Annotated in this window: 12 protein-coding genes and 1 pseudogene; 9 read left to right on the forward strand and 4 right to left on the reverse strand. The window is 64.4% G+C overall.

From position 1 onward, the window contains the following. A partial coding sequence (locus tag ACESL8_RS12880; protein ID WP_372919485.1) for a hypothetical protein occupies window positions 1–261 on the forward strand: 261 nt, incomplete at its 5' end. Window positions 262–395: 134 nt separating this feature from the next. On the opposite strand, the gene ACESL8_RS12885 is transcribed toward ACESL8_RS12880, so the two are convergent. After that, window positions 396–863 carry a DUF2721 domain-containing protein gene (locus tag ACESL8_RS12885; protein WP_372919486.1) on the reverse strand — a complete coding sequence of 156 codons (468 nt, stop codon included), beginning with the start codon at window positions 861–863 and terminating at the stop codon, window positions 396–398. 236 nt (window positions 864–1,099) lie between these two features. On the opposite strand from ACESL8_RS12885, the gene ACESL8_RS12890 reads away from it, so the two are divergent. Both ACESL8_RS12890 and ACESL8_RS12895 read left to right on the forward strand, forming a co-directional pair. Continuing rightward, a complete protein-coding gene (locus ACESL8_RS12890) occupies window positions 1,100–2,641 on the forward strand; it encodes a 2-isopropylmalate synthase (protein WP_372919488.1) in 1,542 nt (513 codons plus the stop codon). Further along, on the forward strand, window positions 2,638–3,021 hold the full coding sequence (locus ACESL8_RS12895) for a hypothetical protein (RefSeq protein WP_372919490.1): 384 nt from the start codon (window positions 2,638–2,640) through the stop codon (window positions 3,019–3,021). The genes ACESL8_RS12890 and ACESL8_RS12895 overlap by 4 nt, the downstream gene beginning before the upstream one ends. Before the next feature lie 17 nt (window positions 3,022–3,038). Here ACESL8_RS12895 and ACESL8_RS12900 read toward each other — a convergent pair whose 3' ends face one another. Both ACESL8_RS12900 and ACESL8_RS12905 read right to left on the reverse strand, forming a co-directional pair. Continuing rightward, window positions 3,039–3,683 (reverse strand): superoxide dismutase, encoded by a 645-nt coding sequence (locus ACESL8_RS12900; protein ID WP_372919492.1) that lies wholly within the window; start codon window positions 3,681–3,683, stop codon window positions 3,039–3,041. A gap of 147 nt (window positions 3,684–3,830) precedes the next feature. Further along, window positions 3,831–4,367, reverse strand: coding sequence for a gluconokinase (locus ACESL8_RS12905; protein ID WP_372919494.1), 537 nt, complete (start codon window positions 4,365–4,367; stop codon window positions 3,831–3,833). A 159-nt stretch (window positions 4,368–4,526) separates the two neighbouring features. On the opposite strand from ACESL8_RS12905, the gene rpsF reads away from it, so the two are divergent. The 6 genes from rpsF (at window position 4,527) to ACESL8_RS12935 (ending at window position 8,378) form a co-directional block, all read left to right on the forward strand. Then, window positions 4,527–4,970 (forward strand): 30S ribosomal protein S6, encoded by a 444-nt coding sequence (gene rpsF / locus ACESL8_RS12910; protein ID WP_372919496.1) that lies wholly within the window; start codon window positions 4,527–4,529, stop codon window positions 4,968–4,970. A gap of 12 nt (window positions 4,971–4,982) precedes the next feature. Further along, window positions 4,983–5,207: a 30S ribosomal protein S18 gene (gene rpsR / locus ACESL8_RS12915; RefSeq protein WP_372919498.1), complete on the forward strand. Its 225-nt coding sequence runs from the start codon at window positions 4,983–4,985 to the stop codon at window positions 5,205–5,207. 13 nt (window positions 5,208–5,220) lie between these two features. After that, a complete protein-coding gene (gene rplI / locus ACESL8_RS12920) occupies window positions 5,221–5,805 on the forward strand; it encodes a 50S ribosomal protein L9 (RefSeq protein WP_372919500.1) in 585 nt (194 codons plus the stop codon). A 94-nt stretch (window positions 5,806–5,899) separates the two neighbouring features. Then, complete coding sequence (locus ACESL8_RS12925; protein WP_372919502.1) at window positions 5,900–6,196, forward strand: DUF3297 family protein; 297 nt, start codon at window positions 5,900–5,902, stop codon at window positions 6,194–6,196. Between the two features lie 44 nt (window positions 6,197–6,240). After that, a complete protein-coding gene (locus ACESL8_RS12930) occupies window positions 6,241–7,566 on the forward strand; it encodes a replication-associated recombination protein A (RefSeq protein ID WP_372919504.1) in 1,326 nt (441 codons plus the stop codon). Then, window positions 7,563–8,378 (forward strand): hypothetical protein, encoded by an 816-nt coding sequence (locus tag ACESL8_RS12935; protein ID WP_372919506.1) that lies wholly within the window; start codon window positions 7,563–7,565, stop codon window positions 8,376–8,378. Before ACESL8_RS12930 ends, ACESL8_RS12935 begins: the two co-directional genes overlap by 4 nt. Here the strand turns inward: ACESL8_RS12935 and ACESL8_RS12940 are convergent. After that, window positions 8,375–8,604: pseudogene (locus tag ACESL8_RS12940) on the reverse strand (biphenyl 2,3-dioxygenase); the annotation flags it as partial. The gene ACESL8_RS12935 and the pseudogene ACESL8_RS12940 overlap by 4 nt on opposite strands.

The following is an 8,604-nucleotide window of genomic DNA, read 5'->3' on the forward strand; positions in this document are numbered from 1 at the left end:
CAATTCATACCCACCCGGGCCGCCTTGGCCGGTAAGATAGACGAAATTCCCGCCACCAGCGTTCACAGTGGTGGAAAGCCCCGAAACGGGCGCGTTGGCACCATTGGCAAAGACGCCTGCCGTGCCATTCGAGCTTGGAGCAGTGGATTGGATCTAGCCGGCCGCAGTTCCGCTTTCGAAGCCGCCATTGGTAAGCAGATTGGCAGCCATGGCGGGCATGGCGCAGGCGCCAATAATCCCGATGATAACAAGTTTGCGTAACATGTTGCCCTCCTTGATCGACTGGATGCCCAACATCCCTGCGAGTCGGGCAACACCAGCTTCACCAAGATCGTGCCACAATCGCGAGCCGAGTTAAGTTAAACTTTCATTATGTTATTGTTCAGCCAGACAGGTTACACCCGTTCTTCCAGCAGCAGTGCCGCCCGCACCCGCACCCGCACGCTGCGCAGTGCCAGTTGCACTTCCCACAGGAACAGCATCAGCCCACCGGTGAGCAGCAGGGTGGCGCCGATGAACATCCAGGCCACCACGGCATCAAGCCGGCCGCCGACCAGCTGTTCGAGGAACAGCAGCGCCACCACCAAGCACACCAGCAGCGCGGCCAGCGTGCACAGCGCAATCGCCCAGTTGGCGGCGGTCATGCGCTTGGCCAGCACAGCCAGATCGTCGATGGCGATGCGGCGCTTGTCGGCGGCAAAGCCCGCGACGTTGGCTTCGAGGTGGCGCGCCCGGTCCACCACCCGGGACAGGCGGTGGACCATGACGTTCAATATTGCGGCAATGGCGGTGAGCAGAAACACCGGCGCCAGCGCGTTCTGGATAGCCGAACTGATGCCGGTGGCGGAAAATATCTGATCCATGCCGCCATAAAGCCGCGCAAATGGCAGCAACTGCAAGCCGGCAGTGCGCGCGTGCGTCTTGCGCGGCAGCCCTGCTTCAGGGTAAGCAGCGTCATGTCTTTTGCTTCGGCCCGGCTCATTTTGCGACTTACCCGCCCTCGGGCGGGACGCTGGCTGCTGGGCATTGTTCCTTCGGCCACGCGCCTTGAGGGGATGAACCTGACAATCACCATTCCAGCGTTCAGACAGGCAAAGCCATGACCAGCAACCGTATCCGCATTTTCGACACCACCTTGCGCGACGGGGAACAATCCCCCGGTTGCTCGATGAATCTCGAGGAAAAACTGAAAGTCGCTGCCCAACTGGAAGCTTTGGGCGTGGACATCATCGAAGCCGGATTTGCCATTGCATCCGAAGGCGATTTCGAAGCCGTGCAGGCTGTCGCCAACATGTGTGACACTGCCATCGTGGCCAGCTTGGCCCGTGCTGCCGCCGGCGATATCGAACGCGCGTGGGCGGCGCTGAAGGGTGCACGGCAGCCGCGCATCCACACCTTCATCGCCACTTCGCCGCTGCACATGCGGGTGAAATTGAACAAATCGCCCGAAGAGGTGCTGGAGGCAATCCGCCATTCGGTCAGTATGGCGCGCAATCTGTGCCCAGATGTGGAATGGTCGGCCGAGGATGCTACCCGCAGCGATCCGGATTTTCTGTGCCGGGCGGTCGAACTGGCGATCCGGGCCGGGGCGACCACCATCAACCTGCCCGACACGGTGGGCTATGCGACGCCCGAAACCTATGGCGCCATGTTCCGCGACGTGATCGGCCGCGTGCCCAACGCCGATAAGGCGATTTTTTCCACGCACTGTCACAATGATCTGGGGCTGGCCGTGGCCAATACGCTGGCCGCGATCATGGCCGGCGCGCGGCAATGCGAAGCGACGGTGAACGGCATCGGCGAACGCGCCGGCAATGCCGCCGTCGAGGAAATCGCCATGGCGCTGAAGGTGCGCCACGACGTGATGCCGTATCACACCGGCGTGGTTTCCAGCGAGATCACCCGCGCCAGTCGGCTGGTGAGCGGCGTGACCGGCATGCAGGTGCAGGCCAACAAGGCCATCGTGGGCGCCAATGCCTTTGCCCACGAAAGCGGCATCCACCAGGATGGCATGCTGAAAGACAGCAGCACCTATGAAATCATGACGCCCGACAGTGTGGGCCAGGGCGCTACCAATCTGGTGCTGGGCAAGCATTCCGGCCGCGCCGCGTTCCGATCGAAACTGGCCGAGATGGGTTATGACCTGTCGGACAATGAATTCGGCGATGCCTTCAAGCGCTTCAAGGATCTGGCCGACGCCAAGAAGCAAGTGTTTGACGAGGATATCGTGGCGCTGGTGGACGATGAAGTGCTGCGCGGCCACGACCGTATTCAGGTGTTGGAGGTCGAGGTGTATTGCGGTAGCAACGGCCCGCAGCGCGCCGTCCTCACCGTGTCGATCGACGGCGAAGAGGCGACAGCGGCAACGCGCGGCAATGGCCCGGTGGATGCGCTGTTCAACGCCATCCGCAAGCTGGTGCCGCACGATGATGCCGTGCTCAATCTGTATCAGGTGCACGCGGTGACGGCCGGCACCGATGCCCAAGCCGAAGTGAGCGTGGTGCTGGCCGAACATGGCCGCACCGTACGCGGCACCGGCGCCCACACCGATACGCTGGTGGCCAGTGCCCGCGCTTATGTGAACGCGCTCAACAAGCTGATCGTGAAGCGCGGCAAGTCGGCGCTGACGGCAGCGGGGTGAAGCGCCTGATCATCGTGTACAACGCCAATGCCGGCATCGCGGCAGGGGTGATAGACAGTGTGCACAAACTGGTGTCGCCGGCCACTTACCCCTGCCGGTTGTGCGCTGTCAGTTATGGCCTGGTGGGCATGCGCCGCGAATGGCGGGCGTTTCTTGACGGGCTGGGACTGGACACGGTTTTCCACCACCGCCCCGATTTTCGCGCCGCATTTCCGCAGGCCGCCGATTGGCCGCTGCCGTTGATCGCAGTGGAAGATGCCGGCGAGCCGCACGTGCTGGTGAGCGCGGCGGATTTCGCTGGCATTCCCGATCTGGCTGCATTGATCGCCGTGATGCGCGGTCGGCTGCGGTCACAGCCGCCCGCAGCCGTGCAACGCTGACGCAGCGGCCCGGTTGGCTACGCTGTCACCAGCGCCGCTGCGTGCTGCCATTTTTCGCCCCGCCCTTGGGCTGCTGCATATTGCTTGCCGGCAAATTCCCAATTGGGCAGCGCGTCGAACCAGGCTTCCAGAAAGCCTTTGCGGTCGTTCTGGTGATCAAGATAATACGCATGCTCCCACAGGTCGCACACGGTCAGCGGGGTCGATCCAGCTTCGCCCTGCCAGTTTTCGGCATCGTGGCTCACGGTGATCGCAAGTTCACCGGTGGCATCACTTACCAGCCACACCCAGCCTGATCCGAACTGCGCCACGCCGGCTGCCACGAATGCGGCCTTCATGGCTGCAATGCCGCCCATCTGCGTTGAGATTGCTTCAGCAAGCTCGCCCGCCGGCGGCGCGCGGTGCGGTGTCATCGATGCCCAGAAAAAGCTGTGGTTTCGCACTTGGGCCGCGTTGTTGAACAGCACCCGATCCCGTGATTTGTCGGCTGCTGCGATCACTGCTTCCAGCGTTTCCGGCACGATTTCAGCCGTCGCCAGCAAGGCATTGAGCGCCTTCACATAGCCGCCGTGATGTTTTTCATGGTGATAACGCAGCGTCCGCGCCGAAATCACCGGTTCAAGCGATTCGTGGGGAAACGGCAGTGGGGCGAGAACGAACATGGCAGGCGGCTCCTCTTGCTGCCGGCTGATGAACAACATGCCAGGCAGGTTTGATCTGCACACGTTACGCGGTGCCCACCGCTGCCAGCAGTGTCGGAAACTACGCGGGCGCAGTCTTGGCCCGCGGCGCAGGGGAAGCGGAAACCTTCAGCCCAGGGCGGCAAGCACGGCGGCCACCTGATCGTTGGTGGGCCACTGCGCGTCCACGCAGATGGCGGCCTCGTCGGCCGCGGGTTGTTCGAGGATGGCGAACTGGCTGGCAGTGAGGCTGGCGGGCCAGAAATGATCGGGCCGTGCAGCGGCGCGTGCCGCAGCGAGCGCGGGGGTGATGCGGATCAAGACATACGTGATGCCGGGGGTAACGCCGGGGGTAACGCCGGGGGTAACGACAGGCCAGGCGGCATAAAGCTGATCGCGGTATTGGCGCTTGAGGGCCGACGCGCTGATCACGCCGCCGCTGCCAGCGGCGCCCCACGCGGCCAATTGTGCGGCGCAGGCGGTCAGCCACGGCGCGCGGTCCGCATCGGTAAGGGCCAAGCCGGCGGCCATCTTGGCGGTATTGGCGGGCGGATGCAGATCGTCGCCGTCACGAAACGGCAGGCCCCGCGCGGCGGCCAGCGCGGCGGCCAGAGTGGTCTTGCCGCAACCGGCAACGCCGCCAACAACGATGAGGGGAAGTGCCATAAGCCCGCTTGTTCCACAGGGGAGAATCGCTTGCAATGCCGGCAGGCATGCCGCATACGCCGCCCTTCGCCGAGCCGGGCCTGCCCGCGCGCGCTGAAGACGCCAGCCGGAGGGGCGTGGGCATGGTGCCCCGCCAACAATCGGTATGAGGAGAGAGAGATGCCGTTTTACGAGCATGTCTTCCTGACGCGGCAAGACCTGACAACAGCTCAGGTGGAAACGCTCACGGAAGGTTTTACCAAGGTTCTGACCGACGGCAGTGGCCAGGTTGCGAACAGCGAATATTGGGGCCTGCGCACGCTGGCCTATCGCATCGCCAAGAACCGCAAGGCCCATTATGTGATGCTCAACATCGACGCGCCGGCTGCTGCCGTGGCCGAAATGGAGCGCCAGGTTGGCCTCAACGAAGATATCATCCGTTCCATGACCGTTCGCGTTGACGCGCTGTCGGCGGAACCGTCCGCGATGACCCGCCGCAGCGGTGACCGTGAAGGCGGCCGCGAAGGTGGTCGTGAGGGCCGTGAAGGCCGCGAAGGTCGTGGTGATCGTGACGGCGCTCCGCGCGGCGAACGCCCGCGCCGCGAACCGCGCGCAAGCTACTAAGGGAGCGATAAGATGGGTCGTCCGTTTTTCCGTCGCCGCAAGTCGTGCCCGTTCTCGGGTCCGAATGCCCCCGCCATCGATTACAAGGACGTGCGCCTGTTGCAGGGCTTCGTCTCTGAACGTGGCAAGATCGTCCCGGCCCGCATCACTGCGGTTTCCGGCAAGAAACAGCGCGAACTGGCTAAGGCCATCAAGCGCGCCCGCCACCTGGGCTTGCTGCCCTATCTGGTGAAGTGAGGAGCGCCTGACCATGCATGTCATCCTGCTCGAACGCGTTGAAAAGCTGGGCACCATTGGCGATATCGTCAATGTGAAGCCGGGCTTTGCACGCAATTTCCTGTTGCCGCGCGGCAAGGCGCTGCGCGCGACGGAAGCCAACAAGGCCCGTTTCGAATCCGATCGGGCCCGCATCGAAGCCGACAACGCCAAGCGCCGCGATATCGCCCGCTCGGAATCGCGCGAAATCGAAGGCGCCAGCGTGGTGATGATCCGCGCTGCGTCTGCCACCGGCCAGCTTTATGGGTCGGTTGCCGCTCGCGATCTGGCCGATGCTTTGACCGCTGGGGGCCACAAGGCCAACAAGACCCAGATCGTGCTCGACAAGCCGATCAAGACGCTGGGCGTGCACGACGTGAAGGTTGCGCTGCACCCGGAAGTCGTGGTGCTGGTCAAAGTCAACATCGCCCGTTCGGTTGAAGAAGCCGAACTGCAAGCCAAGGGCGTGGACATCGCTGCCACGACAGAGCGTGAGGAAACGGGCTTCACCGAAGCCTTTGACCCCAACGCCGAACCCGGCACGCTGCCGATGGACGAAGAGCCGGCCGAAGAGGCCTGATCGTCCTGATGGGCTGAAAATGGGGCCGTGGGCGTATCTGCCTGCGGCCCCTTTTTCTTGCCCGCGCCGCCTCGCCGCCTTATGGGACTGCTGCATGATCGACACGCCCGAAACCACCCCGGAAAATTCTGCTGATACACCGGTGGAAAACCCCATCACCGACAGCCCGCCGGATCGCCTGTCGGTGAATCCGCGCAGCGAGTTTCATGATTGGGATCTGCTCCGCCGCGGCATCGGTATCCGCTTCAACGGCGTCGAGCGCACCAATGTCGAGGAATATTGCCTTTCCGAAGGCTGGATCCGCGTTGCCGCCGGCAAGAGTGTCGATCGCAAGGGCAACCCGCTCACCATCAAGCTGACCGGCGCCATCGAGGCCTGGTACAAGAGCTGATCGCGGCTTGCCAAGCGCCGCCAGAAGGCGCGACAAGCAAGGTGATGGTTGATCTGTTTCCCAGCGCAGCTCCTGCGTCATCGGCTGCCGCCGCGCCGCTGGCAGAACAATTGCGGCCCCGCACGCTGGCGCAAGTGGTGGGGCAGGATCACCTCACCGGGGCGGACGGCGCCATCACCCGCATGGTGGCGGCCGGCAGCCTGTCCAGCCTGATCTTCTGGGGGCCGCCCGGCACCGGCAAGACCACGATTGCCCGCCTGCTTGCCGATGCCACCGGCATGCGTTTTGTCGCCATTTCTGCCGTGTTTGCCGGTGTGGCCGATTTGAAGAAGCTGTTTGCCGAAGCCCGCGAAGCAGCCCGCGCCGGCCAGCGCACCCTGTTGTTCGTGGATGAAATCCACCGCTTCAACCGCGCCCAGCAGGATGGCTTTCTGGGGCCGATGGAGGATGGCACCATCACGCTGGTGGGCGCTACCACCGAAAACCCCAGTTTCGAATTGAACGCCGCCATCCTGTCGCGCGCCCGGGTGCTGATCGTGCGGCGGCTGGACGAGGCCGCGCTCGCCGATCTGCTGGCGCGCGCGGAAGCCCACAGCGGCCACGCCCTGCCGGCGACCGATGATGCCCGCGCTGCGCTGATCGCATCGGCAGATGGCGATGGGCGGTTCTTGCTGGGTCAGGTCGAAAGCCTTTTGGCGCTTGGTGATGTGCCGGCGATGACTCCGGCTGATCTGGCGGCGTTCCTGCACCGCCGCATGCCCGTCTATGACAAGGACCGCGAAGGCCATTACGGGCTGATTTCGGCGCTGCACAAATCGTTACGCGGTTCCGATCCCGATGCAGCGCTGTACTGGATGGCGCGCATGTTGGTGGCGGGGGAAGAGCCGCTGTATCTGCTGCGCCGATTGGTGCGGTTTGCCAGCGAGGATATCGGCCTGGCCGACAGCAACGCCTTGCGGGTGTGCCTTGATGCCAAGGATGCGTTTGATTTCCTCGGCTCGCCGGAAGGCGAACTCGCCATTGTCCATGCCTGCCTCTATCTGGCGACTGCGCCCAAATCCAATGCAGCCTATGTGGCGGAGAAGGCAGCTAAAAAGCTTGCAGTGAGCACCGGCTCGCTCATGCCGCCGGCACATATATTGAACGCGCCGACCAAGCTGATGAAGGAACTGGGTTACGGCCATGGCTATGCCTATGACCATGACGCGCCCGATGGCTTTTCCGGGCAGGATTATTGGCCTGAAGGCATGGCGGCGCAGGTGCTTTACACCCCGTCTCCGCGCGGCACCGAGGCGCGCATTGCCGAGCGTCTGGCCGAATGGGCCAGACGCCGCGAAGATGCCCGGCGGGCGGCGGCGCGTACGAAATGAGGTTCACGCGGTTTGTCGGTATCGACTGGTCGGGCGCCAAGGGCGTGCGCCATCCGTCGATCCAGATTGCCCTGTGTGCAGCGGGCGACAAGGCGCCGGTGCTGGTGCTGCCGCCGTCTGGCGTGTGGTCACGGGAGGCGGCGCTCGATTGGCTGGGCGGGCTTTCGGGCGATGTGCTGGTGGGCATGGATGCAGGCTTCGGCTTTGCCGCGGTGCCGCCGTTCGACCAGCCGGCGCGCGACCTGTGGGCCGAGGTGGAGGCGGTGTGCGCCGGCGACGCTGATCTGGGCGGGCATGGCTTCATCGAACACCGGCGCGGTGCGTTCTGGCTGGGGGCGGCCGATGGCCCGCGCCACCTGCGCGCCCATCTGCGGGTGACCGAGCACGTGTACAAGCTCAGCGGGCTGGGCGTGCCGACGTCGAATTTCGTGCTGCTGGGCGCGTCGCAGGTCGGCAAGGCGACGTTGACGGCGATGCGGCTGCTGCACCGCTTGCAGTGGCCGGTGTGGCCGTTCGCTCCGCTGCCCGTGCGCGGCCCGGTGATCCTCGAAATCTATGCGCAGGCGTTCGCGCGCATGGCGGGCTTTCGCGGCAAATTGCGCGATGCGGCCAGCCTGAACGCGGCACTGGCCCGCCACGGCAGCCAGCCGCTGCCGCCCGACTTTCCCGCGATCTTCCCCGATCATGTCGGCGATGCGGTTGTTACGGCGGCCGGGCTGCGCGCAGTTGCCCATCAGCCGCACTGGTGGCAACCGGCGGCGCTGACCCCGGCCATTGCAGCCACCGAAGGCTGGACGTTCGGCGTGGTCTAATGTTGCAGCGGCGGGATCGGCGCAATCGGGCCATCCAGCATCGCCAGCAGTTCGGCCTCGCTGGCGCCGGCTTCGAACTGCACCAGCAGGGCTTCGGGATCGAAATTCACACCCACTGGATTGGCCTCCATGGCCGGCCCGCTTATGTATCGGGCTCCTTCCCCCGGCGGCAGCGCATCGACCTGGAATTCCACACGGTTGCCGTCAGGATCGTCGGAATAGAGCG

The organism is Sandarakinorhabdus sp. (assembly GCF_041689835.1).
Classification (GTDB): Bacteria; Pseudomonadota; Alphaproteobacteria; order Sphingomonadales; family Sphingomonadaceae; genus Sandarakinorhabdus.

Excerpts from the sequence above, each read along its gene's own strand:
- rplI (WP_372919500.1), top strand. The coding sequence starts at position 5,221 with ATGCATGTCATCCTGCTCGAACGCGTTGAAAAGCTGGGCACCATTGGC.
- ACESL8_RS12900 (WP_372919492.1), bottom strand. The coding sequence starts at position 3,683 with ATGTTCGTTCTCGCCCCACTGCCGTTTCCCCACGAATCGCTTGAACCG.
- ACESL8_RS12905 (WP_372919494.1), bottom strand. The coding sequence starts at position 4,367 with ATGGCACTTCCCCTCATCGTTGTTGGCGGCGTTGCCGGTTGCGGCAAG.
- ACESL8_RS12885 (WP_372919486.1), bottom strand. The coding sequence starts at position 863 with ATGGATCAGATATTTTCCGCCACCGGCATCAGTTCGGCTATCCAGAAC.
- ACESL8_RS12935 (WP_372919506.1), top strand. The coding sequence starts at position 7,563 with ATGAGGTTCACGCGGTTTGTCGGTATCGACTGGTCGGGCGCCAAGGGC.
- ACESL8_RS12925 (WP_372919502.1), top strand. The coding sequence starts at position 5,900 with ATGATCGACACGCCCGAAACCACCCCGGAAAATTCTGCTGATACACCG.
- ACESL8_RS12930 (WP_372919504.1), top strand. The coding sequence starts at position 6,241 with ATGGTTGATCTGTTTCCCAGCGCAGCTCCTGCGTCATCGGCTGCCGCC.
- rpsF (WP_372919496.1), top strand. The coding sequence starts at position 4,527 with ATGCCGTTTTACGAGCATGTCTTCCTGACGCGGCAAGACCTGACAACA.
- ACESL8_RS12890 (WP_372919488.1), top strand. The coding sequence starts at position 1,100 with ATGACCAGCAACCGTATCCGCATTTTCGACACCACCTTGCGCGACGGG.
- rpsR (WP_372919498.1), top strand. The coding sequence starts at position 4,983 with ATGGGTCGTCCGTTTTTCCGTCGCCGCAAGTCGTGCCCGTTCTCGGGT.